The sequence below is a fragment of the Pseudomonas sp. 22490 genome, from assembly GCF_052044465.1.
Taxonomy (GTDB): Bacteria; Pseudomonadota; Gammaproteobacteria; order Pseudomonadales; family Pseudomonadaceae; genus Pseudomonas; species Pseudomonas aeruginosa.
On sequence record NZ_JBQENS010000045.1, the window covers coordinates 1 to 24,515 of the forward strand.

20 protein-coding genes and 1 pseudogene are annotated in these 24,515 nt (G+C 68.8%); 4 read left to right on the forward strand and 17 right to left on the reverse strand.

Translation table 11 applies throughout. From position 1 onward, the window contains the following. From ACTJJX_RS31505 to ACTJJX_RS31550, 10 genes and pseudogenes are all read right to left on the reverse strand, one after another. Positions 1-559: pseudogene (locus tag ACTJJX_RS31505) on the reverse strand (transposase); the annotation flags it as partial. A gap of 60 nt (positions 560-619) precedes the next feature. Beyond that, positions 620-769: a hypothetical protein gene (locus tag ACTJJX_RS31510; RefSeq protein WP_023082394.1), complete on the reverse strand. Its 150-nt coding sequence runs from the start codon at positions 767-769 to the stop codon at positions 620-622. A 164-nt stretch (positions 770-933) separates the two neighbouring features. Further along, entirely contained in the window at positions 934-2,283 is a 1,350-nt protein-coding gene (locus ACTJJX_RS31515) for a hypothetical protein (RefSeq protein WP_016852718.1), read from the reverse strand. Then, the gene (locus ACTJJX_RS31520; RefSeq protein WP_016852719.1) at positions 2,280-8,576 is read right to left on the reverse strand and encodes an AAA domain-containing protein; all 6,297 of its coding nucleotides are present in this window, start codon (positions 8,574-8,576) and stop codon (positions 2,280-2,282) included. The genes ACTJJX_RS31515 and ACTJJX_RS31520 overlap by 4 nt, the downstream gene beginning before the upstream one ends. 14 nt (positions 8,577-8,590) lie before the next feature. Next, on the reverse strand, positions 8,591-9,229 hold the full coding sequence (locus ACTJJX_RS31525) for a 4Fe-4S single cluster domain-containing protein (RefSeq protein WP_003090610.1): 639 nt from the start codon (positions 9,227-9,229) through the stop codon (positions 8,591-8,593). 1 nt (position 9,230) lies between these two features. Continuing rightward, the gene (locus ACTJJX_RS31530; protein WP_016852720.1) at positions 9,231-11,114 is read right to left on the reverse strand and encodes an AAA family ATPase; all 1,884 of its coding nucleotides are present in this window, start codon (positions 11,112-11,114) and stop codon (positions 9,231-9,233) included. A gap of 76 nt (positions 11,115-11,190) precedes the next feature. Then, complete coding sequence (locus tag ACTJJX_RS31535) at positions 11,191-11,730, reverse strand: hypothetical protein (protein WP_003099071.1); 540 nt, start codon at positions 11,728-11,730, stop codon at positions 11,191-11,193. A gap of 74 nt (positions 11,731-11,804) precedes the next feature. Next, complete coding sequence (locus tag ACTJJX_RS31540) at positions 11,805-12,083, reverse strand: hypothetical protein (protein ID WP_003090604.1); 279 nt, start codon at positions 12,081-12,083, stop codon at positions 11,805-11,807. A 29-nt stretch (positions 12,084-12,112) separates the two neighbouring features. Further along, entirely contained in the window at positions 12,113-12,505 is a 393-nt protein-coding gene (locus ACTJJX_RS31545; protein WP_016852721.1) for a GFA family protein, read from the reverse strand. A 31-nt stretch (positions 12,506-12,536) separates the two neighbouring features. Further along, entirely contained in the window at positions 12,537-13,016 is a 480-nt protein-coding gene (locus ACTJJX_RS31550) for a VOC family protein (protein ID WP_003099064.1), read from the reverse strand. A gap of 192 nt (positions 13,017-13,208) precedes the next feature. Here ACTJJX_RS31550 and ACTJJX_RS31555 point away from each other — a divergent pair, with 192 nt between their 5' ends. Next, positions 13,209-13,847 carry a DUF6348 family protein gene (locus tag ACTJJX_RS31555; protein WP_003090593.1) on the forward strand — a complete coding sequence of 213 codons (639 nt, stop codon included), beginning with the start codon at positions 13,209-13,211 and terminating at the stop codon, positions 13,845-13,847. Positions 13,848-14,058: 211 nt separating this feature from the next. Here ACTJJX_RS31555 and ACTJJX_RS31560 read toward each other — a convergent pair whose 3' ends face one another. Then, positions 14,059-14,745 (reverse strand): type 1 glutamine amidotransferase domain-containing protein, encoded by a 687-nt coding sequence (locus ACTJJX_RS31560; protein ID WP_003114389.1) that lies wholly within the window; start codon positions 14,743-14,745, stop codon positions 14,059-14,061. Positions 14,746-14,844: 99 nt separating this feature from the next. After that, the gene (locus ACTJJX_RS31565; RefSeq protein ID WP_003090587.1) at positions 14,845-15,333 is read right to left on the reverse strand and encodes a MerR family transcriptional regulator; all 489 of its coding nucleotides are present in this window, start codon (positions 15,331-15,333) and stop codon (positions 14,845-14,847) included. Between the two features lie 232 nt (positions 15,334-15,565). Here ACTJJX_RS31565 and ACTJJX_RS31570 point away from each other — a divergent pair, with 232 nt between their 5' ends. Beyond that, on the forward strand, positions 15,566-16,396 hold the full coding sequence (locus tag ACTJJX_RS31570) for an alpha/beta fold hydrolase (RefSeq protein WP_003101542.1): 831 nt from the start codon (positions 15,566-15,568) through the stop codon (positions 16,394-16,396). Between the two features lie 127 nt (positions 16,397-16,523). Beyond that, positions 16,524-17,759, forward strand: a complete 1,236-nt coding sequence (locus tag ACTJJX_RS31575; RefSeq protein ID WP_003116693.1) for an NADH:flavin oxidoreductase/NADH oxidase family protein — start codon at positions 16,524-16,526, stop codon at positions 17,757-17,759. A gap of 14 nt (positions 17,760-17,773) precedes the next feature. Here ACTJJX_RS31575 and fdxA read toward each other — a convergent pair whose 3' ends face one another. Further along, positions 17,774-18,112: a ferredoxin FdxA gene (gene fdxA, locus ACTJJX_RS31580; RefSeq protein ID WP_003090580.1), complete on the reverse strand. Its 339-nt coding sequence runs from the start codon at positions 18,110-18,112 to the stop codon at positions 17,774-17,776. Between the two features lie 16 nt (positions 18,113-18,128). Beyond that, positions 18,129-20,438, reverse strand: coding sequence for a molybdopterin oxidoreductase family protein (locus ACTJJX_RS31585; protein WP_016852722.1), 2,310 nt, complete (start codon positions 20,436-20,438; stop codon positions 18,129-18,131). Positions 20,439-20,791: 353 nt separating this feature from the next. On the opposite strand from ACTJJX_RS31585, the gene ACTJJX_RS31590 reads away from it, so the two are divergent. After that, positions 20,792-21,271, forward strand: coding sequence for a winged helix-turn-helix transcriptional regulator (locus ACTJJX_RS31590; RefSeq protein WP_003090577.1), 480 nt, complete (start codon positions 20,792-20,794; stop codon positions 21,269-21,271). A 47-nt stretch (positions 21,272-21,318) separates the two neighbouring features. Here the strand turns inward: ACTJJX_RS31590 and ACTJJX_RS31595 are convergent, their stop codons facing one another. The 3 genes from ACTJJX_RS31595 to ACTJJX_RS31605 all read right to left on the reverse strand — a co-directional run bounded on the left by ACTJJX_RS31595 (position 21,319) and on the right by ACTJJX_RS31605 (position 24,506). After that, complete coding sequence (locus ACTJJX_RS31595) at positions 21,319-22,182, reverse strand: DMT family transporter (protein ID WP_003131044.1); 864 nt, start codon at positions 22,180-22,182, stop codon at positions 21,319-21,321. Positions 22,183-22,601: 419 nt separating this feature from the next. Further along, complete coding sequence (locus ACTJJX_RS31600; protein WP_003090575.1) at positions 22,602-23,693, reverse strand: polyamine ABC transporter substrate-binding protein; 1,092 nt, start codon at positions 23,691-23,693, stop codon at positions 22,602-22,604. Between the two features lie 198 nt (positions 23,694-23,891). Then, complete coding sequence (locus ACTJJX_RS31605; protein ID WP_003090574.1) at positions 23,892-24,506, reverse strand: LysE family translocator; 615 nt, start codon at positions 24,504-24,506, stop codon at positions 23,892-23,894. Positions 24,507-24,515 lie beyond the last annotated feature (9 nt).

Below are 24,515 nucleotides of genomic sequence, written 5' to 3' on the forward strand. Positions count from 1 at the left end.
AGCTCACGCATCAACCGACGCACTCGGAAACGGCCGATGGTCACGCCCTCTTCGCGCAGCATGCCCAGAATGCTGCGGCTGCCGGCCGAGCCCCGACTCTGGCTGAACAACTGGTTGACTTGGCTGCGTAGCGCCACGCGGCGAGCATCGACACGCCGCCGTCGAAGACGGTGGACGTAGTAGCAAGACCGCGCCACATCGAAAGCTGAACAGACCACTTCCACCGACTCCTGCTCACTCAACTGGTCTATCAGCGCGTACGATCGAGTTCGTCCGACATCAAGAGAGCGGTAGCCTTTTTTAATATCGCTTTCTCCCGCTCCAACCGGTTGATCCGGGCTTCCAGCTCCTGGATCTTTTGCTGCTCAGGCGTCAACGCCTTGCTCTTCGGGGTCACACCCTGGCGCTCCGCCTCGAGCTGCTTCACCCAACGGCGCAAGGCCGAATCCACCACCCCCAGCGAACGGCAGGCGTCGATATGGCTGTAGCCTTGGTCCAACACCAGGGCCGCGGCCTCTCGTTTGAACTCGGCGGAAAACGTACGTCGTTGCTTGCTCATCAGACACCTCTCTCACGGCGAGGATTTTCGCCTAAATCGGTGTCCGGGATCAGTAGACCACTACACCTCCAGCCAGTCGCCGCTCAAGCGCAGGTAGGGAATTTGCCGTGGTTTGCCACGACGTTCCCAATCGCTATGACGGCTTTCATAGAGCTGGTAGCCGATCGTTAGAAGTCGAGAGTTCGAAAGAGGGGATTTCTGGGTAGCCATGATTTTTTCCTGTGTAGGTAAAAAACCGCTTGGCTTTCGGGAGCGGCTAACCGCCTAGAGAAGGTGTGTTCAGCACCTGGCCGGCAGGGTAGCGAGGGGGCATCCAGGGGTCAAGCGATGGACTGCCCGGATCGAATGCCTTGCCGCGGCGCCAGCCGGCCCCTTCACAACCCCCTCTGCCGCACCACCCCCATCTCCCGCTGCTCCTCCTCGCCAATCTCCTTCAACGCCACTTCCCCCACTCCCAGCGCGCGTTCCACGCTGAGTTCGCCGCCCTGGGCGGCGAGCAGGGCCTGGAGGCGTTGGAATTCGCCGCACCAGAGGGTTTCGATGTCGCGGTCGCGCTGGCTGTCGCGGTTGGCGTTGAGGGCGACGGCGCGCAGTTGCAGGCGGCCGTTGTCGGCCTTGCCGCCGACTTCCAGGCCGTAGCCGGGGGTGGCGGGTTTGCGCAGGACGACCCTGCCGGTCTGCGCCCAGGCGGTGGCCATGCCTTCGCGGACTTCGTAGCCGAGGCTGGCGAGGCCCTGGAGCACGGCCTGGCGGCGGGCGAGGGCGGCCTGTTGCTGGAGGTGGGCGGTGAGGATGGCGTTGCATCGCTCGGTGAGTTCGGCGAGTTGCTGCGGATCGCTGTCGGGCTGGCAGGCGGCGGCGCGCTGGAGCAGTTCGGCGTGTTCGGCGGCGCCCAGGGCGGCGACTTCGCTGGCGAGGTCTTGCAGGTGTTCCAGGCGCTGGCGTTGCTGCTGGTGTTCGCGGGCGGCCTGGGCGAGGTCGAGGACCAGGCTGTCGAGCAGCAGGTTGCGGCGCTCCGGGCGCTGTTCGGCTTCGGCGCGTGCCAGTCGCTCGAGGAACGCTTGGGCGCTGGCCTCGCCTTGCAGCAGTTGCAGTTCGGCGATGTGCCGGTCGATGCGCGCCAGGCGCTGTTCGTGCGGGGCGTCCTGTTGCTGGCGGGCGCGCCACTGTTCCAGGGACATGGGCGTTTCGTCGGTCTTCAGGCGCTGGGCGAGTTCGCGCTGGGCTTCGCTGAGGCGTTCTTCGGCGGGGGCGCTGGCGAGGGCGGCGAAGCCTTGGGCGAGCAGGGCTTCCGCGTCGTCGCGGAGGACGCCGTCGGCCAGCGTATGCAGGGTTTGCCGGAGTGCCGCGCTGGCGGCATCGGGCCTGGCGTCGAGGGCCTGGAGCAGGGCGCTGGCGTTTTCCTGGAGGCGGCGGTGTTGCTGGCGCGTTTCCGCGGCCTGGCGAATGGCGCGCTCTTCGCGTTCGGCGAGGTCGCGCTTGAGGAATTCGCTTTCGATCTTCACCTGTAGTTGCACGTCCAGCCAGCGTTCCTGTTCGAGCAGGGCGTGCAGGCTGGCGCGGCGGGCGTGGGCGGCGGCGCGCTCGGCGTCACTGAGCTGGGCGAGCCGGCTGGCCTGGTTTTCCCAGCGCGCGAGGGCCTTGTCCAGGCGTTGCAGGTCGCGCTCGCAGGTGGCGATGGCTTCTTCCCGGGTGACGATTCGTACGACTTTCGGTCCGCTCATTGGGAGGCCTCCGCTGCTGCCGTGGGATGGGTTTCCGCGCTGGGCGCCAGGGCCTTCTCGATGGCGGCGCGCAGCCGTGCGCGTTCGTTGTCGCCGTCGTGGTACCAGCCCTGGGAGGAAACCCGGTGGAGGTACGGGATCGCCCGCCGCAGCACCGAGGGGCGCCAGATTTCTCGGGCGCGGGCGCGTTCCAGCAGCGGGTGGCAGGGGGCGTCGCATTCGATGCCGATGGCGTAGAGGCCGGTGGCCGGGTTCTCGATGGCGAAGTCGAGGCCGAAGGCGTCGCCTTCGCTGGCGGGCGCGGCGGACCAGCCCAGCGAGCGGATATACTCGCCGACGATCTCGCTGAAGCCATCGTGCCGCTGGTAGTGCTGGCGGCGCTGGTCGCTGCGGTCGGTGTGCAGGCGCTCGAGCAGCTGGCCGGTGCCGGCGAATTCGCCGGCGGACAGTGCGCGGGCGTATTCCAGGTAGCCTTGCAGGTAGTCGCGCGGGCTGCTCGGCGAGCGCTGGGTGCCGAGCATGTCGGAGATGTCGCCGATCGGCATCGAGGTGATCATCACCACCTTGCGCCGCGCGCGGGTCACCGCCACGTTGAGGCGGCGCTCGCCGCCGGTCTGCCCGAGCACGCCGAAGTTGCGCCGGAAGCTGCCCTGGCCGTTGCGGCCGAAGGTGGAGGAGAAGACGATCACGTCGCGCTCGTCGCCCTGCACGTTCTCCACGTTCTTCACGAACACGCCCATGTCCTCGCCGTCTTCGCTGCGCTCGCGCTCCTCGCTGTAGGCGGCGCGGAACGTCTCGTCCTGCTCGGCGCGCAGTTCCAGGCGCTCCTCGATGAGGTCGGCCTGCTTGCGGTTGAAGGTGACCACGCCCACCGACGGCCGCGCCGCGTAGGGTTGGCGCCAGAGTTCGGCGAGGTAGTCGACGACTCGCTCGGCCTCGCGCTCGTTGCTCTGGTTCTGGTACAGGCCGTTCACCTGGATCAGTTCCAGCGGCTTGATGCGCAGGATGTTGGCCTGCGGATGGCGTACCGGCACGCTCAGGCGGTTGCCGTAGAACGAGGCGTTGGAGAAGCCGATCAGCTCGCGGTAGGCCGAGCGGTAGTGGATCTGCAGGGTGGTGCTGGGCAGGGCGTTGCGCGCCAGTTGCAGGAGGTCCGGGCAGTCCTTGATCTCGCGGCGGTTCCAGGTGTCCTCGTAGGCTTCGCGCTGCTCCTCGTCGGCGTCCTCGTCGGGCGCTTCGCCGTCGAACAGTTCGGCCTCGTCGCTTTCCACGCGGCTGGAGAAGAACGCGGTCGGCGGCATCTGCTTCTCGTCGCCGCTGACCACCGTGACCCGCCCGCGATAGAGGGTCGGCAGGGCGAACTCCACCGGCATCTGCGAGGCTTCGTCGTAGATCACCATGTCGAACAGCCCGGCCTTGAGCGGCAGCACGCGGCTGGCCAGGTCGGGGTTCATCAGCCAGACCGGGCGCAGGCTCATCAGGCCGAGTTCGGCGCCCAGCTCGATGAACTCGCGCAGGCGCCGCGAGCGCTTGCCGGTCAGGCGGGTGACGTCTTCCCATTGCTTGCGGCTGCCCAGGCGCGCGGCGTCGATGCCCTTGCCGAGCAGTTCGCGGTTCAGCGCGCGCATCTGCACATCGGCTTCGGCGAGGCTGGCGACCCTGGCCCTGGCTTCGTCCTGGCTGAACAGCAGTTCCGGATTGTCTTGTTCCAGGCGCTGCTTCCAGCCCAGCCGCGCTTCGCGGTTGAGCATGCGGCGCACCGTGGCTTCGAGTTCTTCGGCGGGAATCGCGTCGAGTCGTTCCTGGCGCTGGCGCAGCAGGGCCAGGAATTCCAGGTCGGTGGCTTCGAGCTGGCCGGCGCGGCCACGGAAGCGCTGGTAGGCGACTAGTTGCGGTAGCGCCTCGCGCAGGCGGCCGAGGGCCGGCAGGTTGCTCTGGTTGCCGGCGATGGCGCGGTGCAGCTGTTCCAGCAGTTCGTCGCCGAGCCAGTCGGCGAGCACCTTCAGTTTGTCCAGGCTGAGCTGGCGTGCGGCCTGGCGGATCAGCGCGGCGTCGAGGTCGCCGAGCAGCGCTTCGAAGCGCTGTTTCTCGCCGGTGAGGATCACCGCGTCGAGCTGCTCGGCGCGCGGCGCTTGGGCCAGGCCACGAGCCAGGACCTGGATCTCGCGCAGCTGCTGGCTGGCGTGGCCGGCCAGGCCGGTCAGTTCCGGACCGGCATCGGTGGCGACTGTCGCCAGCCCCAGGCTCTGTTGCAGCGCCGCCAGTTGCCGGCGCAGCGGCCGCCACTGGCGCTCCAGGTCGCAGGCGCCGAGGAGGGCGGCCAGGCGGCTGTCGTCGTCGGCCTCGCCGTGCTCGCGCAGGAAGCGCCGCAGGCGGCCGCGCCGCAGCAGGCGCAGCGGGTTGAGCCGAGCCAGCCAGGTGCGTGCCTCGAGCACCTGGCGGGCGTGGGCCTGGAAGCGTTCGAGGTTGTTCTCTTCGAGCATGGCGAGGGCCGGCGACAGCAGCGGCGCATGCCGTTCGAGGTCGAGCTGGCGCAGTTGCCGTTCGATCTGCTCGGCCTCCGCCACCAGGCCGTCGCCACGGCTCGGCTGCCCTGGCGTGGCGTCGCGGAACAGCGGCAGCCAGTGGGCCAGGCGCTGGCGCTGCTCCTCGCGCAAATTCAGCAGGGTACCGACCTGGCTTGCCAGCCAGGCGCGGTAGGGCGTCGGGTCGTCGACCTCGAAGCTCGCCGGGTGTTCGTCGAGGGCTTTCTGCCGGGCGTTCTCCGCTTCGCCGAAGGCGCGCAGGCTGTCGGCGAAGGCTTGCAGGGTGGCCTGGTCGGTGGCGAAGGCGCGCAGTTGCGCCAGCGGGCTGCCCTCATAGTGGGCCGGTAGCCAGAGGCGGACCAGCGGCGCGCAGTTTTCCTCCAGGCGCGCCAGGCTGCCGATGTCCAGCGCCGCCAGGCGCTGGCGCAGGGCCGGGAAGTCCAGCGGCGGCGAGCCTTTCTCCAGCTCGATCAGTTCGCCGAGCAGGCGCCGGTAGCTCAGCCCGGTGGCCTCGTCCACGCGGTGCAGGCTCTGGTGGTAGCGGTCCAGTTCGCCTTCCAGCGCCTCGATACGCGCCGCCAGGCGCTCGCGCTGGCGCTCCCAGCCCTGGGCGCCGCCGGCTTCGGCGAACAGCGCTTCGAGCTGCTCGCGGATGTTGCGGATCACCGGTTCGCGGTCGCGGTTGACGTCGTTGAGCATGACGATGCGCTGGCCCAGGCCCTCGGCCACCAGGCGCTTGTGCACCACTTCCAGGGCGGCGTGCTTCTGGCAGACGATCAGCAGGCTGCGCTGGCGGCCGATGGCGTCGGCGACCATGTTGACGATGGTCTGGCTCTTGCCGGTGCCGGGCGGGCCCTCCACCAGCAGCCCCGGGCTCTGCCGGGCCTGCAGCACGGCGGCCTCCTGGGACGGGTCGCTGGCCACGGTGAAGTAGCGCTGCAACTCCGGCGGGCTCTCGCGGGCTTCCGGCTCGCCGTTCTCGCGCAGGCGCAGCGCGGTCTCCAGTCCGGTGCCGGAGGGCGGCAGGCTCTTCAGCTGGCGCAGGTCCTCGCCGATCGCCTGGCCCATGAAGGTGACGTGGAACAGCACCGCGGCGCAGGCCAGTTGGTCCTGGTAGGGCGTGACCTCGGTGGAACTCGGTGGCAATCCTTCCAGCACCCTAGCACGCGGCGTGGCGAGCAGGCCGAAGGCATCCATCACATCGGCGGCGCGCAGCGCGGAGCGGCCGAGCAATTCGTCGGCGACCTTGCGCCAGCGCTTGCACGGCTCGGGGCCGAGCAGGCTTTCCAGGGCCGGGTTGAGGCGCACTTCCTCGCGCTCGCCGTCGAAGGCAAGCGCCACCTGGCCGCGGCTGCCGACTTCCAGTTGCAGCTTCAGCGGCCACAGCAGCAGCGGCACGATGCGCGTGCGGGTGGTGCCGCGCGGGTCGCGGTTGAGCAGGAAGGGGAAGCCCAGGTAGAGGCCGTCGATGCCGGTGTCACGCTTGTACAGCGAGCTTTGCCGGGACAGCGCGTTGAGCCGCACTTCCAGTTGCGGGTTGGCGAGGAAGCTGTCCGGGTCGAGGCTCACCGCGCGGGCGTTGCGTTGCAGCAGGTGGTCGAGCAGGGCGGCGGCGGGGCGTCGCGCGCTATCCAGTTCGTTGAGGTCGATGCGTGGAGTGCTCTTGCCGATGCTCATGCGCACCAGCGGTCCGCGCATCACCGCGGCGACCACTTTCTTCTCGAAGAAATCGAGGATCTGCGACACGTACTGCTGCTTCTGCGGTTCCAGCCACTGTTCCGGCGGGATCGCCAGCAGCACCAGGACCCTCGCCAACGGCATGCGCCGCTCCAGGCGGAACTGCTCGGCCCATTCGTCGACCCTGGGCACGCCGCTGCGGGCGAAGCCGCTGATGCGTTCGTCGACGCGGCGGTACAGCTCCTGCCGCGAGTGCTGCAACAGGCCGCGCGCGGTCTCCGCGTCGAACAGGTGCACATCGGCGTCGCGGGCCAGGCCGGCGGCTTCCTCGACGATCGCCTCGGCGGCACGGAACTGGCCGATGTTGGCGCTGAGCAGGACGATCAGGTCTTCCTCGGCGATCACCCGGCGCTCGGCCAGGGCCAGCAGGCCGGGGTGCTCGGTGTCCGGCAGGAGGCGCTGGCGCTCCTGCCACTGCGCGGCGAGGCGCGCCCGCGAGGTCGACAGCAGGTAGATGCGCAACTGTTCTTCGGCGAGTTCGATGTGCTGGTGCAGGGCGCGCTGGCGGACGTTCTCGGCGCGGGTCTTGAGCCGCGACAGCCAGCTTTCGGTGTGCAACTGTTCGAGCAGGTCGGGCACCGAGCCGCTGATCAGCCGGTAGCCCTCCAGCGGATGCTCCAGCAGCCAGCCGGGGGTGACGATCTCGCCGCGCTGGATCAGCGGGATTTCCGGGTTCAGCAGCTTGAGCGCCAGCATCAGCCGGAAGTCGTCCTCCAGCCCCTCGTGCTGGGCCACCTGGCGCAGGCCGGCGAGCAGCCTGGGCGACAGGCCGATGTGCTCGGCCCAGGTGACGATCGCCCCGCGCAGCAGGTGGTCGAGGGCCTCCGCCCAGTGCTCGGCCTGGGCCGCGGCCAGGGCGAAGACCGTCGGCTTGCGGAAGCGCCGTGCGCCGAGGGCGATGCTGGCGCCTTCGGCGTCGTCCTTTTCGCTGTCCGCCGAGGCCGGCGCGTCCACCGCCTCGCCGTTCAGCCAGGCCTGTACCTGCGGCCACTGCCAGCGCTGGTGGCGGTCGCGTGCAAGCAGGCCGCGCAGCAGCAGGTGCAACTGCGGGTCGAGGTCGTCGGGCAGCGCCACGCCGTTGGCCAGCACGTGGATCAGGAAGGCGTTGGCGTTGACTCCTTCGAAGCAGGAGCCGCGGGTCAACTGCTCCAGCAGGATCATGCCCAGGCTCCACCAGTCGGAAGCCGCCGCCACGCCGCCGGCGATCGCCTCGGGGGCCATGTAGCGGCTGGTCTCCAGCGGCGAGACGATATCCAGGTCGAACTCCGACAGGCGCGCCGAGCCGAAGCCGCTGATCACCAGGTCCAGTGGCTCGTGGCTGCGCACCAGCAGGCTGGCCGGGCGCAGGTCGCGGTGGCGCAGGCCGGCTTCGTTGAACACGTGCAGGGCGTGGCCCAGCTCGCGGACCACGTGGCGCACCGCCTCGCGGTCCTCCAGCACGGTGCCGAGGTCGGCGAGGCTGCCGCCGGTGAGCTCCTCGACCACTTCGTAGGCGCGCTCGTCCCAGCGGCCGGTGGCGAGGATTTCCGGTACGTGTTCGCGCGGCAGGCGGCGGATCACGTCGTAGATCGCCGGGTCCGGCTCGGCGCCCGGGCGATACAGGGTGAGCACCGCCTGGCGGGCGCCTTCCGCGTGTTCGGCCAGGTAGCGCTCGCGCACGCCGTCGCTGCTGGCGATCTGCCGCAGCAGACGCCAGCCGTCGATCAGGGTTTCCGTGACGGCGGGCTGCGGCGTGGCCTCGGCCTGCATCGGCAGCGGGCCTTCGGCCGGCGCGGCGCCGCACTCCAGGCACATCAGGTCGCCGGGTTGCAGCGGGTGGCCGTTGGCGCAGAGCGGGGCGGACGCCGCTGGCGGCTCGCTGGCGGGCGGCGCGATGGCTTCCTGGGTCAGCACCGGCTGTGGTCGCCAGCCGGCGGGATGGATGGCTTCGGCGGAAAGGTCCCAGCCGCAGGGCTGGCCCTGGATCGAGCCTTCGCAGAAGATTTCCGAAAGCGAGCGTTCGCTCTGGCAGTTGGGGCAGAAACGTATCATCGGTATCGATCCATTCAGCGCGGCCGATGGGCGCTGACGCTAAGTTGGTGGCCCTGTTCGCGCAGCAGGTCCTGTAGCCGCAGCAGGTCGTCGCGGCGCGGGATGCCGGCCATCCACACGCTGCCGTCATGGTCGAACATCAGGTCGAGGGCCTTGTCGTCTTCGCGCAGTGGCCGCTGGTAGCCGCCGAGGCGCGCGCGGCCGAGTTCGGTGAGCAGGCTCAGGCGCTGGTTGTCGCTGCCGCGCAGGGCCAGGCTCTGTTCGGCGTGCTGTTGGTAGGGGTCGCTGATCAGCGCGTCGATCAGCCCGGCGGCCTGTTCCAGTTGCGCGTGCAGATGCTCCAGCGGGTAGCCGCTGTAGACCAGGATGTCGGCGCGGCTGCGCTGGCGCAGTTCGCCGAGCAGGGCGAGGAGGGCAGCGAACTGCTCGAAGGGTTCGCCGCCGGAGACGGTGATGCCCTCGGCCTGCTCCAGCCATGGCTGGATGTCGGCGAGCAGGCGTGCCAGGGCGATGCGCCGCCGTCCCGGCCCCCAGGTATCGGCGGAGATGCAGCCGGGGCAGCGGATGCTACAGCCCTGGAACCAGATGCCCAGGCGCCGTCCCGGGCCCAGGGTGGTCACCGGGAAGTGCACCCGCGACAGGCTCAGTTCCATCTCAGCGGCGTTCCAGGGTCAGGCCGTCGGCGTCCAGGGCGCTGATCAGGAAGCGCTCGCCCGGCTGCGCGTCCTGGTCGAACAGCGCCCGCGACAACGGGTTGAGCAGGCGCGCTTCGAGCTGGTTGCGGATGCCGCGGCCGCCGTTGGACAGGTCGCCCAGGCAGAGGTCGTGCAGCGCCTGGCGCGGCGCCTCGGCCAGTTCGATGACGAGGCGCTGCTCGCGGAGGTCGGCGAAGGTGCCGTCGACCATCTGGGTGAAGATCTGCTCGGCGACGTCGGCGCGGATGAAGTCGAAGACGATGATGTTCTCGCCGATCCGGTTGAGGATTTCCGGGCGGTTGAGAACCAGCTTGAAGTAGCGCTCGATCTCGCCGTGGACCTTGCCCTGCACCGCCTCGAAGGGCTCGCCGGGGAGCACGTTGGCGACCCGTTCGCCGTTTTCCCCCTGGCGGTAGATGCCCAGGTTCGAGGTGAACACGATCAGCGCCTCGGAGAAGTACACGCGATCGCCGCGCCCGGAGGTGAGCACGCCGTCGTCGAGGATCTGCAGGAACTTGTCGAGGATCCGGGGGTGGGCTTTCTCGATCTCGTCGAAGAGCACCACGCTGAAGGGTTTTTCGCGGATCGCGTTGGTCAGTTCGCCGCCGACGTCGTAGCCGACGTAGCCGGGCGGCGCGCCGATCAGGCGCTGGTCGGCATGCTCGGCGCTGAACTCGGACATGTCGAAGCGGATGTAGGCGCTCTCGTCGCCGAACAGCAGGCTGGTGACGGTCTTCGCCAGCTCGGTCTTGCCGACCCCGGTGGGCCCGGCGAGGAAGGCCACGCCGCGCGGGCGGTTGCCCTTGCGGCTGGCGCCGACCCCGGTCATCGCGCGCTTGACGATGTCCAGCATGTGGGTCACCGCGTGCTGCTGGCCCTTGACCCGGCGGCGGACGATCTCGTCGGCCTGGCGGATGCGCTGGCGGTCGATCTTCAGCCAGGGGTCTTCGGTGACGCCGACCTTGTAGCGGCGCACGGCGTCGGCGATGCGTCCCATGGCCAGGCCTTCCACGCGCGCCAACTGGACGATGGCGTTGAGATCGAGGAGCAGCAGGCCTTCGGTGTTCTCGACGAAGGTTGCGGCGGCCTGTTGCAGGGCCTCCTCGGCGACGCCCGCGCCGCCGAGCCCGCGGAGCAGCGCCGGGGCCAGGGCCCGGCGCGCCGGCTGGTCGGGCTTCGACACCGGGATATGGCGCAGGCGCGGGTTGTCCACCAGCAGCCAGTCGGGCAGGTCGCCTTCCTTTTCCACCACCCACAGCACGCTGTTGAAGAACGGTTTGCGCTGTTCCCCGGCGGGACGGCTGCGGGCCTGGTGGGAGAGCACCAGGGCCTGGGTGAACAACTGGTGCTCGGCGGCGCTCAGGGCGTCGTTGCGCACCGCCAGGCGCGAGGCGAAGTCGACGATCAGGGCGATCGGCTCGCCGCTACGGTTGACCAGGCGTTGCAGGGTCGCGCCGAGTAGGTCGATGCCGGCCGGCGCGGCGCCGTCCACCGGGGTCAGGCCGAGGTCGAGAAGCACCTGCGGAGTGGCCCCCGCCTCGCTGCCCGGCCGGCCGAGCACGCGGAACCCGGCCAGCGGATCCCAGGCCAGCACCTGGGCGTAGCCGGCGTCCAGCAGGGCGTCGCAGAGGGTCTGGTTGAAGCTCTGCGCGGTGACCGTACCCGGCACCACTTCGCAGGCTTGCAGGTCGCGGATGTTCCCGGAGAGGACGAATTGACTCTTGAGGGGCAGGAAGCGCAGGAGGTCGCGCAACCAGCGTGGCTTTTCGAACAGTGCAGTCCCTGGCATCGATAGTCGCTCACAGCGTGTGTCGTGGCCACAGCATATTGCCCCGAGGGCCATGTCTCCAACCCTGACCTCGCCGGAGGCGACGAAAACCGCTACGAGTTCCGGGTGCCAGGCTTGGCGGAGCGCCTGCTCAACCGTCGTAGCTCCGGCAGCCCCAGCGGAACGCCTGCGCCGCCGCCTCGATCCCGCGGCCGATCACCAGGCGCGGCGGGCTTTCGTCGAGGCCGGGACGCGGCGGCAACGGACGGCTGTAGAGCACCTCCAGCTCGCCGAAACCATCCAGCGCGGCGCGTTCCGCCGGGTGCGGCGTCGCGCCCTGGCGCCGGGCGAAGTCTTCGAGGTCGCCCTCGGCGTAGGCCATCACCAGCACGCCGCTGTCGCCGCGTACCCGCACCGCGTTCACCAGGCTACCGTCGATGCGCAGCGGGGTGGCGAAGCGGTAGAGCAGGTCGAGGGTCTCGCCGGGCGCGCGATCCAGCACTTCGACGCCCTCGGCGCGCAGGCGCTCGGCGGTTGCGCGGTCGCGGCCGTCGGGGAAGTCGCCGCGGCAGTGCAGGGCGTCGGCGAACAGTGCGGTCAGGTTCGGTGCTGGCGGGGCAGGGGACGTGCAGGCGGCCGGCAGGAGCAGCGCCAGGCCGGCGGCGAGACGGAGAAGGTAGGGGCGGGTCATGTAGCCTTCCGTTGGCGGACAGTGCGGTGGGAGAAATTGCCAGCAGACGCTTCCGCGATACTGGCGGCCTGCGCTCAGAGCAGTACGGGCAGCGCGTCTTCGCCCAGCCCCGCTTCTCTCAGTCGCGCCCTGGCCCTGGCGGTCGCGCGCACGGCGTCGAGGTCGCAGCCGCGAGGAATATAGACCGGATCGAAGCCTTCGAGCACCAGGTAGGTGGAGGCCTGGCCGCGGGCATTCAGGTAGGCGTTGAAAGCCCGGTCGGCCGGGCGCAGAAAGACATCGCACCAGTACGGCAAGCGCTGGGCGAACAGCGCCTTGGCGATCTCCAGGTGCTCTTCGAACAGTTCGTCCATGCTGCCTCCCTTCTCCTGGCGGAATAACGTCACTCTTCGCTACGGCCGTCGCCTTCGCGATCCCTTTCATAGTGCCGTGCCAGCGGAAACGCCGGCAACCAGCCCTCGCGGCGGATGGTCCAGAGTTCGTAGGTGGGATGGAACTGGTCGGGAGCGTCGAGGGCGCCGAGGCTGACCTCGATCTCGTCGGCGCTGCGCGAGAACACCGACGAGCCGCACTGCGGACAGAAGAAACGCCCGGCGTAGTCGCGGGTCTCGCCCTCGATGCTCACCGCCTCCTCGGGGAAGATCGCCGAAGCGTGGAACAACGCGCCGTGGTGCTTGCGGCAGTCGAGGCAGTGGCAGAGGCCGACCCGATAGGGCTGGCCGCTCGCCACCAGGCGGACCTTGCCGCAGAGGCAGCCGCCGGTGAATCGATCCATTTCGGTACTCCTCTGCAAGGCGTTGGGGCGCTCAGCCCTTGAAGGCCTTCTCTATGGTGGCGATATCGATCCTGCCCATCGTCATCATCGCCTCGAAGGCGCGCCTGGCCGCCGCGCGGTCGGGGCTGGCGATGGCTTCGCTGAGAACGCGCGGGGTGATCTGCCAGGAGATGCCCCATTTGTCGCGGCACCAGCCGCAGGCGCTTTCCTCGCCGCCATTGTCGACGATGGCGTTCCACAGGCGGTCGGTCTCGGCCTGGTCGTCGGTGGCGACCTGGAAGGAGAACGCTTCGCTGTGGCGGAAGGCCGGGCCGCCGTTGAGGCCGAGGCAGGGAATGCCCATCACCCGGAACTCCACCGTCAGTACGTCGCCCTCCTTGCCGGAAGGGTAATCGCCGGGCGCGCTATGGACAGCCAGCACGGCGCTGTCGGGAAACGTCTCGGCGTAGAAGGTTGCGGCCTCCAGGGCGGCGTTGTCGTACCAGAGGCAGATGGTGTTCTTGCTGTTCATGGCGAGGTCTCCACGGGCGGGGTCGACCCCGCCAGTCTAGTCGGCTGGCGTGCGGCGACCTGGGCAGGCGCCGAACGGGAGGTCGCGCCGCGAGTGCCGATCTGCGCTACCCTATGCCGCGTTTCGCCCAGCCTCGCCGGGCTTTCCGGGCAGCGCCTCGGCGGCGCGCCCTCGACCATGCAAGGACAACCCATGGAAGCGGTCTCCGTCTCGCAGCATCTGGCTGCTCTGTTCGAATCCCACCGGATCGAGTGCGTCGTGCACGGCGAATGGGTGGCGCCAGCCGGGCGGCTACCGGCGATCCGCGCCACCTGGTATGCGGGGGAGAAGACCGGACGGCTGGATGTCGACGTGCTGCTGGAGGACGAGCGCCAGTTGCAGGAAGCCTTCGCCGGCATCGGCAGCGGCGAGGACGGCTTGCAGGACGCGTTGCGTAACTTCGCCTCCAACTCTTTCCACGTGCTGCTTTCCGCGCTCTGGGGCCAGGCCGAGGAGGACCAGGTGATGGTGGAGACCTGGGAGATCGGCGAGCGGCGTTTCGAGGTGCATATCGGCAACCTCGGCCTGCGCGGCGCCGAGGGCAAGGCGCCGCCGCTGCCGGCCGGGCTGTTCCCGAGCATCGAGCGGGCGATCCGCGCCGAGCCGCTGGACGCGCGCCTGCACTGGTTCCGGCATTTCTTCTGTGCCTTCGGCAACCAGCGCACGGTGGAAGCGCTGTTCGACAACCAGCCGTGGGAGGCCGGCATGCAGAACCTGGCCGCTCTCGACTGGCAGGATTCGCAGGGTTACTACAGCGTGCGCAACTTCCTCATGCTCAAGCCGCTGGCGTAGGCCGCCGCGTCGCGAAGCCCGCAAGGCGGAACCGGTCGATGGCAGCTCCATCCATGTCAGGTCGCCCTTCGACGAGTTCGACCCCTACCACACGACCAGCACTGCGACGATCCTGCGGCCCCTGGCCGACGGGACGATGCAGAATCGTTCTTCATCGGCAAGCGGCGCCATGACTTCCAGATGAGGCGCGCGCAGGACTGACACGCCGCGTTCAGCCGAGCAGGGCGGCCACCTGCTCGGCCGTGGCCTTGGCCGACTGCGGGTTCTGCCCGGTGACCAGGCGGCCGTCGACCACCACCTTGCTGGTGAACGGCAGCAGGCTTCTTTCGTAGAGCGCGCCGCGTCGTTTCATTTCTTCCTCGACGTTGTACGGCACCTTGCGGGCGACCCCGGCGAGCACTTCCTCGATCCAGGAGTAGCCGGTGAGGCGGCGCCCGGCGACCAGCAGGCGGCCATCGTCCAGGCGTGTGTTGAGCAGGCCGCAATAGCCGTGGCAGACCGACGAGACGATGCCGCCGCGCTGGTAGATCTCGCGGGTCAGGTGCTGCAGCCCGGCGTCGTCGGGGAAGTCCCACATCACGCCGTGGCCGCCGGTGAAATAGATGGCGTCGAACGCCTCCGCGTCGACCTGCTCGGGAGCGGCAGTGTCGGCCAGCAGCGCCAGGCGCGTCTCGTCGGCCAGCCAGGCCTTGGCGCTGGCGTCGGCGTGGGGCCAGCCGAGGGCGCGCGGCTCCAGCGGCGACTCGCCGCCGCGTGGGCTGACCAGGCGTTGCTGGTAGCCCCGAGCGGCGAAGATCTCGTAGGCATGGGTCAACTCCGACAGCCACAGCCCGGTGGGCTGGGTCGGATCGGCATAGTGGGCGACGTTGGTGACGACGTGCAGGATGCGCTTGGTCATTGCGTTGACCTTCCTCGGTGAGTGATCCCGTCGGCAGCCGGTTTCGGCAGGCTGTCCGGGTGGGTTGGCGTCACTCTAAGATTCAAGTCGACTTCAAGGTCAAGCGTCGGAAAGCCGCTGCTCCGCCGGCGTGGGAGAGGACCCCCGCGAGCGGGTTTGCCGTGGACGCCCGACCGTCTGTGGAGGGCCTTCCTCGCGCAGGCGCTCCAGCACGCGCTGGGTGTTTTCCGTGCACTGCAGGCCGTCCGGCTTGTTCTCGATGCTTTCGATGGCCACCAGCAATTGCGCCTTGTTCTGTTCCAGGCGTCGTTGCAGGGCCTCGATCTCGGCCACCTTGCGGCGCAAGCCTTCGAGCAGCTCGCCGTGCTGCCAGGCGCCGTCGCCGCTCGGCAGCAGGCGAGCGATCTCCTCCAGGGAGAAGCCGGCGCCCTGGGCGCCGGTGACCAGCTCCAGGATCCACACGGTGTCTGCCGCATAGTCGCGGTAGCCGTTGGCCTTGCGCTGCGAGCGGATCAGGCCGCTGGCCTCGTAGAAGCGGATGCGCGATGTCGCCAGGCCGGTGAGCTTGGCCAGTTCGCCGATTTTCATGTCGCACCTCGAAACGCGTTGACCTTCAAGCCTACTTCAAGCCTAGGGTGGTTTCACGACCGGGCGACGAACTCGCCTCCATCGACGGGTTCGCCAGGCCGCATGGGCGCTACCGCCGGTCGCGTTTTCCTCGTCCAGGCGGCGCAACGCAGGCGGCTTTCTACTCTACACAGGGGACGGCGGCCGCAGGGTGGCGCCGTTGCCTGCATCCACACCGATCGGGAGAAGCGACATGGGTTACGTGACAACGAAGGATGGCGTCGAACTCTTCTACAAGGACTGGGGGCCGCGCGACGCCCAGGTGATCTACTTCCATCATGGCTGGCCACTGAGTTCCGACGACTGGGATGCGCAGATGCTGTTCTTCCTCGCCGAGGGCTTTCGCGTAGTGGCCCACGATCGCCGTGGCCACGGTCGCTCCAGCCAGGTCTGGGACGGCCATGACATGGACCACTACGCCGACGACGTGGCGGCGGTGGTCGAGCGCCTCGGGGTGCGCGGGGCGATCCATGTCGGCCATTCCACCGGCGGCGGCGAGGTCGTCCACTACATCGCCCGCTATCCCGACGACCCGGTGCCGAAGGCGGCGATCATCAGCGCGGTACCGCCGCTGATGGTGAAGACCGAGGGCAATCCGGGCGGCCTGCCGAAGAGCGTCTTCGACGATCTCCAGGCGCAGCTCGCGGCCAATCGCGCGCAGTTCTACCAGGACATTCCCGCCGGCCCGTTCTATGGCTACAACCGTCCCGGGGCGCAGCCCTCGGAAGGGATCGTCCGCAACTGGTGGCGGCAGGGCATGATGGGCGGCGCCAAGGCCCACTACGATGGGATCGTGGCCTTTTCCCAGACCGACTTCAGCGATGACCTGAAGCGCATCGACATCCCGGTGCTGGTGATGCATGGCGACGACGACCAGATCGTGCCCTACGAGAATTCCGGCGTACTCTCGGCGAAGCTGCTGCGCAACGGCACGCTGAAGACCTATCCGGGGTTCCCGCACGGCATGCCGACCACCCAGGCCGAGGTGATCAACGCCGACCTGCTGGCCTTCATCCGCGGCTGAGCGCGCCGGGTGCTGGGGGCGCGCTCCCGGCACCCGGTCAGGGCCCGGGCGGCGCGGCAAAAAAAGCGTTGACCTTGAAGTCGACTTCAATCTTATCGTCGGGCCACTGTCCTCATGAGGTAGGCCCATGAACCTGTTCGACACGCTGACGCTTCCCAACGGCTCGACCATTCCCAATCGCCTCGCCAAGGCCGCCATGGAGGAGAACATGGCCGATGCCGCGCAGGCCCCCTCCGAACGCCTGATGCGCCTCTACCAGGCCTGGGCCGACGGCGGCGCCGGGCTGCTGATCAGCGGTAACGTGATGGTCGACAGCCGTGCCATGACCGGCCCCGGCGGGGTGGTCCTGGAAAACGACGCGCAACTGGAGAAATTCCGCCGCTGGGCGCGCATCGGGCGTTCCGCCGGCGCGCAGTTCTGGTTGCAGATCAACCATCCCGGCCGGCAGATGCAGGCCAATCTCGGCCAGCAGGCCTGGGCACCCTCGGCGGTGCCGCTGGAACTGGGCGGGATGTCCAGGCACTTCGCTACGCCGAAGGCGATGGACGAGGCGATGATCGCCGAGGTGATCCAGCGGTTCGCCCGCAGCGCCGGCCTGGCCGAGCGGGCCGGCTTCAGCGGGGTGGAGATCCATGCCGCCCACGGTTACCTGCTCAGCCAGTTCCTCTCGCCGCTGAGCAACCGCCGCAGCGACGCCTGGGGCGGCTCCCTGGAGAATCGCGCGCGCCTGCTGCTGGAGATCGTCCGGGCGGTGCGCGCCGAGGTTGCCCCTGGCTTCGCGGTGGCGGTGAAGCTGAATTCCGCCGATTTCCAGCGCGGCGGCTTCAGCGCCGACGATGCCCGCGAGGTGGTACGGATGCTCGATGGCCTGGGCGTCGACCTGGTCGAGCTGTCGGGCGGCAGCTACGAGGCGCCGGCCATGCAGGGCGAAGCGCGCGACGGGCGGACCCTGGCCCGCGAGGCCTACTTCGTCGAGTTCGCCCGCGACATCCGCGCGGCGGCGCGGATGCCGGTAATGGTCACGGGCGGCATCCGCCGGCGGCCGGTGGCCGAACAGGTGCTGGCCAGCGGGGTGGACATGGTCGGCATCGGCACGGCGCTGGCGATCGAGCCGAACCTGCCGCGCGACTGGCGCGCCGGCAAGGACTCGGCGCCGCAGTTGCGGCCGATAACCTGGAAGAACAAACCCCTGGCATCGCTGGCGAACATGGCCGCGGTGAAGTTCCAGCTGCGCAAGCTGAGCCGGGGCAGGGCGACCAACCCACGGGTGTCGCCGCTGTGCGCGTTGCTCGCGCAGCAGGCCGGCGCGCTCCTGCAGACCCGCCGTTACCGGCGGCTCATGCGTTCGCGCGCCGAAGCCTGAGCGCCGTCAGCGCCTCAGGCGCCGTTGCGGTCGAGTTCGGCCAGCTTGCCCGGCAGGCCGAACCAGGCGTCGTGGTCGTCGGGCGCCGGCTTCTTGCGGGTGATCTGCGTCCAGTTGGGATGCGCGGCGAGTTCGCCATTGAGGGCGATGAACTGCCGTTGCCCGAGCGGCACCTCGTCCTCGGCGCGAATCGCGGCGACCGGGCATTCCGGCTCGCAGAGCGCGCAGTCGATGCATTCATCGGGGTGGATGACGAGGAAGTTGGGGCCTTCGTAGAAGCAGTCCACGGGACAGACTTCCACGCAGTCGGTGTGTTTGCAGCGGATGCATTCTTCCAGCACGACGAAGGTCATGATCGTCCTCCCTGGCTCAGGCGTTCGTAGCGGCGGGCGTCGCCAGCCGTTCCAGGCGCGCCGGCACGTACTTGTGCCAGGGCGTGCCGGCGAGGAAGTCGCGCTGGGTGCAGTCGGTCACCTCGTTGGGCGCCACGCCCCGGCGCACCACCTCGCCCTCGGCGTTGCGGTAGTCCAGGCCCTGGCCGTTGGGCAGGGAGATATTGCCCGGCTGCATCATGTCGCTGATCTCCACTTCCGCCTCGACCTCGCCGCGGCGGGTCACCACGCGCAGCACCTCGCCGTCGGCGCAGCCCAGCGCCTCGGCGTCCTGCGGGCTGATGCGCAGGGTGCCGTAGCGCCCGCGGCGGTGCCAGCCGGTGTCGCGCACGGCGGTATTGCTGGTGTCGCTGCGCCGCTCGCCGGCGGCGAGGATGAACGGGTAGGCCGGATCGTGGGGTGGCGCGCTGTGGGCGAGCTTGGCCAGTTCCGGCAACAGTTCGGGGATGTGCAGGTTGATCCGCTGTTCGGGACGGGCGACGGCCTGCCAGCTTTCGGCGTAGGTGGTTTCGGCGAAGACCACCCCGGACGGGTTGTCGAGCATGGCCTGGAACAGGCGGTCGGCGGCCAGCGGCGGCAACCCATCGAAGCCGGCGCGGGCAGCGGTCTTGCGGTTGTTCAGCACGTGCAGTTGGCAGATGCCCCAGATCGCCGCGGCCGCTTCCATGCCGGCGGGCAGGGTCGGGCCGAGGGTACGGTAGAGCAGGACCGGCGCGTATTTCATGACCTTGGGGCGGGTCGCCGCGGCGGCGAGGAAGGCCGCCGAGAATGCCTTGCGCCCGAGCTTCAGGGCCAGGCGCAACGGCCGGTAGTCTTTCTCGCCGAGCACGCCCATGGCTTCCAGCAGGCGGGCGTGGATCTCCGCTTCCGGCAGGGTGCCGGGGCGCGCCGGGAACAGCGGCGCGCGCAGGTGGAAGGCGTTGCGCGGGAATTCCAGGTTGAAGAAGGTCGCCTCGGCCTTTTCGAACTGGCTCGCCGCTGGCAACACATAGTCGGCGTGGCGCGCGGTCTCGGTCATGGCCACGTCGATCACCACCGACAGCTCCAGGGCGCGCATGGCTTCGCGCATGCGCTGGCTATCGGCCAGCGAATGCAGCGGGTTGCCGGTCTCCACCAGCATGGCGCGATAGCGCTTGGGATGGTCGGTGAGGATTTCCTCTGGAATCACGTTGCAGGGAATCAGGCCGATGATGATCTTGGCATTGGCCACCGGGCTGCGCTTCTCGACGCGTGGCGCGCCCTTCTTGCCCATCGAGGTATCGCCCTTGCTCGCCTTGGACAGCGAGAGGAAGGGCACGAAGGCGTTGCTGGTGCCGGGGCGCCCGTAATGGCCGGTGAGCAACCAGACCAGGCGTTGCAGGTAGCTGCCGAGGGTCGAGTGCAGGTTCATCTGCATGCCCAGGTCTTCCAGCGCCGATACGCTGCTGGCGCTGGCGATCCGCCGGGCGGCGGCGCGCAGCTTGTCTTCCTCCACCCCGCAGGTCTCGGCGCAGTAGGCCACCGGGATGGCGTTCAGTTCGTCGACGATGTGCTCGTAGCCGCTGGTGTGCTCGGCCAGCCAGTCGCGCGCCAGCATCCCGTCCTGGACGATGATCCCGACCAGCGCCGCCAGGCACCAGGCGTCGGTGCCCGGACGGATCTGCAGGTGGAAGTCGGCCAGGGCGGCGGTTTCGCTCAGGCGCGGGTCGATCACGATGATCGAGCGCGCGGGGTCCTTGGCCATGGCGTTGAGCAGCACGCGGGCGCGGGCGAAACCATGGGATTGCCAGGGATTCTTGCCGATCAGGATGGCCACCTCGCAATGCTCGAAGTCGCCGTGCACGCCGGTACCGAACATCTTGCCCTGGACCCAGAACTCGCCGGTCTTTTCCTGGGCCAGGGCGTTGGAGCGGTACTTCACCCCGAGGGCCTTCAGCGTGCTGTCGCCGTAGGCGCCGCCGAGGTGGTTGCCCTGCGCGCCGCCGCCGTAGTAGAGGATGCTTTCGCCGCCATGCCTGCGCTTGATGGCGAGGAATTTCTCCGCCACCTCGCGGATCGCCGTGTCCCAGTCGATGGCTTCGTAGCTGCCGTCGGGGCGCCGGCGCATCGGCGTGTCCAGGCGGTCGGCGCCGTTCTGGTAGTAGTCCATGCGCTGCGATTTCTCGCAGACGTAGCCCTGCGAGGCGGGGTGGTCGTCATCGCCGCGGATCTTGCTGATGCGGCCATTCTCGGTCTGCACTTCCAGCCCGCAGTTGAGGCTGCAGAGGATACAGGCGGTCTTCTTCCATTGCGGGGACGGCGTAGTCACGGTGTGTTCCTCGTTGTTGTCGTTGCCGGCGCAACCTGGGGCGCACCCCAGCCGTGCGGGCTTCGTTCTTTCGGGACTGCCTGACGCTGTGCTGCAAGGACGACGCGCGGGCGGCACACGGAACCCCGTCGTATCGGCCTTTCCCTCTCATGCTCGACGCTTCTACAGTTCCGAATCGGAACTTACTACGCGGGCGCTGATATGGGACCCGTCCGTAGTGCTGGTTTGTCCGATCCTGCCAGGAGCGCGCCGAGTCCATGACCTTTTCGGCCGGATACTAAGTTCCAATTTGGAACTGGTCAAGCTCCGAAGCGGCCCCCTAGAATGGACGGAGGTTTTTCCGGGAGAACCCCATGAAATGGCAAGAAGTCGGCGAAACGCCCTGTTCGATGGCGCGCAGCCTGGCGATCCTCGGCGACCGCTGGACGCTGCTGATCCTGCGCAACTGCTTTCTCGGCATGCGCCGCTTCGATGAGTTCCAGGCCAGCCTCGGGGTCACCCGTCAGGTACTGGCCGACCGCCTGAGCCGGCTGGTGGAGGCGGGCGCGCTGAAGAAGGTGCCTTACCAGGAGCGACCGCCGCGCTACGAGTACCGCCTCACCGAGATGGGCCACGACCTGCATCCGGTGCTGCTGGCCCTGGCCAACTGGGGCGACCGCTGGCTCGACGAGGGCCGCGGCGCTCCGGTGGAGTATGTGCACAAGGCCTGTGGCCACAAGTTCCGGCCGACCATGGTCTGCCCGGAGTGCGGCGAGCCGGTGGGGTCGCGCGATGTGACGGCGGTGCCGGGGCCGGGGTTCGCGGCGATGGCTGGCAAGCTCGCGCAGAACTGAATCCGCGCGCGCTCTGCCATGGGCGGGCCGCGACCCGCTCGGTTCGCTCAGCCGGCCTTGCGGAAGACGAACATCAGCCCCACCACGATCAGCCCCATGCCCAGCAGGCTGAGCCAGCCGAGGCGGTTGCCGAAGACCATGAAGTCCATGATCGCGGTCACCGCCGGCACCAGGTAGAACAGGCTGGTGACGTTGACCAGGTTGCCCTGGGCGATCAGCCGGTAGAGCAGCAGGGTCGCGCCCACCGAGACCACGACGCCCATCCATAGCGCGGGGACCAGGAAGCCGGCGTTCCATTCGAACTCGAACGGCTGGAAGGGCACGAACGCCAGGCACAGGCCGAGGCCGGCGAGGTACTGCAGGGGCAGGGTGCCCAGCGGGTTCTCGCGGATGCCCTTCTGCATGATCGAGCCGCCGGTGACGCCGGCCAGCGCCAGCAGTGCGCAGAGGATGCCGGCCGTGGACATCCCGGCCAGGCCGATGCCCTGGTAGACCACCAGCACCAGGCCGGCCAGGCCCAGCAGCAGGCCGAACAGGCGCGCCGGCGACTGCCGGCGTTCGAGGATGACGGCGGTGAGGATCGGTTGCACGCCGAGGATGGTCGCCATCATGCCGGGAGTGACCTGCAGCTTCAGCGAGAAGATATAGAAGATCGGATAGACCCCCAGCATCACCAGGCCGGTGAGCAGGGCCTTGCCGCGCTCACGCGCGCTGCGCGGCGCGCGCAGCCTGAGCAGCGGGGCGAGCGGCAGCAGGCAGGCCAGGGCGATGCCGAAGCGGAACACCAGGAAGGCGAACGGCGAGGAGTGCGCCAGGCCCCATTTCGAGGCGATGGCCCCGCTGCTCCAGAGCAGGACGAAGAGGCTGGTGCTGGCCAGGCCGGCCAGTGCGGATTTGTTCAGTGCAAACATGGATCTGCCACCTTGTAGTCGGGCATGCCGCGGGCTCGGGCCGGCGGCGGACGGCACGCCTCGGCAGCGGATGGCGCTGCTTGCGGCGGGCTGTGGAAGAGAGTTGGGGCGCTACCGCGCTCGTCAGGGACTGACGCCCGGCGGCGGGCAGGCGGCCGAACCGGGAGGGGGAGGCGGAGGCGAGGCGACTACAGGAGGGGAAACGCAGCCCAGGCTGGCGCACGGCTGGAGCGCGCCGACCTCGCCGGTGGCTACCGGAAGGGCGGGGAGCGAGCTGTGCGAGCGCTGGTTCATGGAGGCTATCCGGTCGATGAAGACAACGAGAGGGACTATAGCGGGCCGTCCGGGATTTGACGAGCCTGTGGGCGAGCCTTGCGCTAAAACGCCAGCCCGGCGACAAACCGGGCCGGCGCCGGGCTTCACTTGCCGGTCTTCACCGTGTTCCAGGTGCGCGTGCGCACGCGGTCGATCTTCTGCGGCATGGATTCCAGGGCGAACAGCTTGGCCATCTTCTCCTGCGGCGGGTAGATCGCCGGATCGGCCTTGATCTCGGCGTCCACCAGCGGGTCGGCGGCCAGGTTGCCGTTGGCGTAGTGCACATGGTTGCTGATCGCCGCCATCACCTCGGGACGCAGCAGGTAGTTCATGAAGGCGTAGCCGGCCTTCTCGTCGGGCGCGTCGACCGGCATCGAGACCATGTCGAACCACAGCGGCGAGCCTTCCTTCGGCGTCGAGTAGCGCACTTCCACGCCGTTGTTGGCCTCCTTGGCGCGGGTCGCGGCCTGCAGGATGTCGCCGGAGAAACCGACCACCATGCAGATCTCGCCGTTGGCCAGGTCGCTGACGTACTTCGAGGAGTGGAAGTAGCGGATGTACGGGCGCACCTTCAGCAGCGCCGCCTGGGCCTGCTTGTAGTCGTCGGCCTTCTGGCTGTGGTGTGGCAGGCCGAGGTAGTTGAGGGTGATGGGCAGCAGCTCGGGGCCGTTGTCCAGCACCGCCACCCCGCACTTGCTCAGTTTCTGCATGTATTCGGGCTTGAAGAAGATATCCCAGGAGTCCAGCGGCGCGTCGTCGCCGAGCACCGCCTTGATCTTCGCCGGGTTGTAGCCGATGCCAGTGGTGCCCCAGAGGTAGGGGAAGCCGTACTGGTTGCCCGGATCGTTGACCTCCAGGGCCTTGAGCAGCACCGGGTTGAGGTTCTTCCAGTTGGGCAGCTGGGACTTGTCCAGCTTCTTCAGGGCGCCGGCCTGGATCTGCTTGGCCATGAAGTGGTTCGACGGGAATACCACGTCGTAGCCGGATTGGCCGGTCATCAGCTTGCCGTCGAGGGTCTCGTTGCTGTCGTAGACGTCGTAGGTGGCCTGGATGCCGGTTTCCTTGGCGAAGTTCGCCACGGTTTCGGGAGCGATGTATTCGGACCAGTTGTAGATCTTCAGGTTGTCCGCGGCGAGGGTTGCGCCGCTGCCGCAAGCGAGGGCTAGGAGGGTGAGGGAAGCGATGCGGGTCTTCATTGTTGTAGGTGTCCTGTCGGCTGACGACAGCGTCGGCGACGGACTGGTTCGCCGCCGGCGCTCAGGGGGCGCCGGCAACGCTGGCCGGCACCCGGGTTTTATCCCGCGTTGCCGGAAGCGAGGAAAGGGGCGGCTTTTACCTGCGGGCCCGCAGACAGGCGCCGGCACCGCAGCGGGGCGTCGCTCCGCCCGCCTGCCTCAACTCAGGGCGACCTTGACCCCGAGGGCGATCAGCAGGCCGCCGAGCAGCTTGTCCACCACCCCCTGGGCCCTGGCCAGGCCGCGGCGCACCACCGCGCTCTGGATCAGCACCACCAGCAGCGGCCACCAGAGTGCGGCGAGGCCGACGATGATGCCGGCGTACCAGAGCTTCTCGGCGAAGCTGGAGTCCAGGCTCAGCACCTGAGTGAACACGGCGAGGAAGAACAGCGTGGCCTTGGGGTTGAGCAGGTTGCACAGGTAGCCCTGGAGGAACGCGCTCCAGTGGCCGACGCGCTGCACGCCGCCGACCGCCAAGTCGAGCGTGCCGCCGCCGCGCGAGCGCAGGGCCTGGATGCCGATCCAGATCAGGTAGACCGCGCCGGTGTACTTCAGCGCGTTGAACAGCCACGGCGTGGTGGTGATCAGCACCGCCAGGCCGGCGACGCAGTAGGCCATGTGGGTGGCCACGCCGAGGATCACCCCCAGCGAGGTCATCATCGCCGCCGAGCGCTGGTAGCGCGCCGCGTTGCGGATGATCAGGAAGAAGTCCGGGCCGGGCGAGAGCATGCCCAGGGTGGCGAGGGTGGCTACGAAGAGCGAGGTTTCCAGCATGATTCGATA

Bases quoted from the DNA above. Each gene is read 5' to 3' on its own strand.
- ACTJJX_RS31510 (WP_023082394.1), bottom strand. From the start codon at position 769: ATGGCTACCCAGAAATCCCCTCTTTCGAACTCTCGACTTCTAACGATC.
- ACTJJX_RS31515 (WP_016852718.1), bottom strand. From the start codon at position 2,283: ATGAGCGGACCGAAAGTCGTACGAATCGTCACCCGGGAAGAAGCCATC.
- ACTJJX_RS31520 (WP_016852719.1), bottom strand. From the start codon at position 8,576: ATGATACGTTTCTGCCCCAACTGCCAGAGCGAACGCTCGCTTTCGGAA.
- ACTJJX_RS31525 (WP_003090610.1), bottom strand. From the start codon at position 9,229: ATGGAACTGAGCCTGTCGCGGGTGCACTTCCCGGTGACCACCCTGGGC.
- ACTJJX_RS31530 (WP_016852720.1), bottom strand. From the start codon at position 11,114: ATGGCCCTCGGGGCAATATGCTGTGGCCACGACACACGCTGTGAGCGA.
- ACTJJX_RS31535 (WP_003099071.1), bottom strand. From the start codon at position 11,730: ATGACCCGCCCCTACCTTCTCCGTCTCGCCGCCGGCCTGGCGCTGCTC.
- ACTJJX_RS31540 (WP_003090604.1), bottom strand. From the start codon at position 12,083: ATGGACGAACTGTTCGAAGAGCACCTGGAGATCGCCAAGGCGCTGTTC.
- ACTJJX_RS31545 (WP_016852721.1), bottom strand. From the start codon at position 12,505: ATGGATCGATTCACCGGCGGCTGCCTCTGCGGCAAGGTCCGCCTGGTG.
- ACTJJX_RS31550 (WP_003099064.1), bottom strand. From the start codon at position 13,016: ATGAACAGCAAGAACACCATCTGCCTCTGGTACGACAACGCCGCCCTG.
- ACTJJX_RS31555 (WP_003090593.1), top strand. From the start codon at position 13,209: ATGGAAGCGGTCTCCGTCTCGCAGCATCTGGCTGCTCTGTTCGAATCC.
- ACTJJX_RS31560 (WP_003114389.1), bottom strand. From the start codon at position 14,745: ATGACCAAGCGCATCCTGCACGTCGTCACCAACGTCGCCCACTATGCC.
- ACTJJX_RS31565 (WP_003090587.1), bottom strand. From the start codon at position 15,333: ATGAAAATCGGCGAACTGGCCAAGCTCACCGGCCTGGCGACATCGCGC.
- ACTJJX_RS31570 (WP_003101542.1), top strand. From the start codon at position 15,566: ATGGGTTACGTGACAACGAAGGATGGCGTCGAACTCTTCTACAAGGAC.
- ACTJJX_RS31575 (WP_003116693.1), top strand. From the start codon at position 16,524: ATGAACCTGTTCGACACGCTGACGCTTCCCAACGGCTCGACCATTCCC.
- fdxA (WP_003090580.1), bottom strand. From the start codon at position 18,112: ATGACCTTCGTCGTGCTGGAAGAATGCATCCGCTGCAAACACACCGAC.
- ACTJJX_RS31590 (WP_003090577.1), top strand. From the start codon at position 20,792: ATGAAATGGCAAGAAGTCGGCGAAACGCCCTGTTCGATGGCGCGCAGC.
- ACTJJX_RS31595 (WP_003131044.1), bottom strand. From the start codon at position 22,182: ATGTTTGCACTGAACAAATCCGCACTGGCCGGCCTGGCCAGCACCAGC.
- ACTJJX_RS31600 (WP_003090575.1), bottom strand. From the start codon at position 23,693: ATGAAGACCCGCATCGCTTCCCTCACCCTCCTAGCCCTCGCTTGCGGC.
- ACTJJX_RS31605 (WP_003090574.1), bottom strand. From the start codon at position 24,506: ATGCTGGAAACCTCGCTCTTCGTAGCCACCCTCGCCACCCTGGGCATG.